A 1,303-nucleotide genomic window follows, 5' to 3' on the forward strand; every position below is an offset into this window, starting at 1 on the left:
AATTTTTCGAAATGGTTTCTTTTTTGCTTATAGAATTAAAATTGTAGTAAAAAAGCAAATCCCGCGTAACTTTTCACAACAAAAAATCGTTAAACAAAAGAATAGATTTTTTATCACGAATGGGGGAGAACTATGAAAATTCTAATACTAGGTGGTACACGATTTTTAGGAAGAGCATTTGTAGAAGAGGCTTTAAAAAGAGGGCATGAAGTTACATTATTTAATCGCGGAACAAATAAAGAAATTTTTCCTGAAGTAGAGAGAATAATCGGTGACAGAAACGGTGATGTATCAAGTTTAGAAAATCGAAAATGGGACGTTGTAGTGGATACATGTGGATTTTCTCCGCATCACATTAAGAGAATAGGAGAAGTACTAAAAAATAACATTAAACATTATACATTTATCTCAAGCATTTCCGTATATAAAGATTGGATCCCTCATCACATAAAAGAAGACTATATATTACAACCAGAACCGACGAGTAATCAAATGAAGGCTGTAGAGAATGGTGAAATATCTCCGTATGAGTATTATGGTGCGCTTAAAGTATTATGCGAAAAAGAGGCAGAGAAGTATTGGCCGGATCGCGTTTTACACGTAAGAGCAGGACTTCTTTCAGGAATGTTTGATTATACCGATCGCCTTCCATACTGGGTTCAGCGTGTAGCAAAGGGCGGAAAAGTGTTAGTGCCAGGAAGAAAAGACCGTCCAGTACAGTTAGTTGATATAAAAGATGTTGCGAGCTTTGGACTAAACATGGCAGAAAATAATAAAGCTGGTACATTCAATATAACAGGTCCAAATGATGAATTGACGATGGAAGAGCTATTAAATACGTGTAAAAAGGTTACGAATAGTGATGCTGAATTCGTTTGGGTTGATGAATCATTTATGCATGAGAATAAAGTGCAGCCATGGACGAAAATGCCATTATGGATTCCTGAAACTTTTGCATTAGAAGATGAAACAGATCCGTGGAAAGGTGGATTCTCTATTAGTATCGAGAGTGCCGTTAAAGAAGGGCTTACTTTTAGAAGGTTAGAAGAGACAGTTAAAGACGTGTATGACTGGATGAAGAGTATGGATGAATGGGAATTAAAAGCAGGTATTTCAGGCGAGAGGGAGAAGGGTTTGTTAGAAAAGTGGTATCAATAAATTTAGATGAGCCATTTGAATATACTTGATTGCATATAAGGAGGAGAAATGTTTATGCAGTGGTGGGAGAGTGGAAAGATAACAAATTAACCATAGTATCAATAAAAAACGCCGTATTACTAAAGAAACAAGGCGTTTTTCGTAT

1 protein-coding gene is annotated in these 1,303 nt (G+C 35.9%); it reads left to right on the plus strand.

All coding sequences use genetic code 11. The features are described from left to right. The first annotated feature begins 132 nt into the window (after positions 1–132). On the plus strand, positions 133–1,158 hold the full coding sequence (locus KI356_RS27005) for an SDR family oxidoreductase (RefSeq protein ID WP_212936982.1): 1,026 nt from the start codon (positions 133–135) through the stop codon (positions 1,156–1,158). Positions 1,159–1,303: the final 145 nt, after the last annotated feature.

This window comes from Bacillus hominis, assembly GCF_018332515.1.
In the GTDB taxonomy this organism is placed as follows: Bacteria; Bacillota; Bacilli; order Bacillales; family Bacillaceae_G; genus Bacillus_A; species Bacillus_A hominis.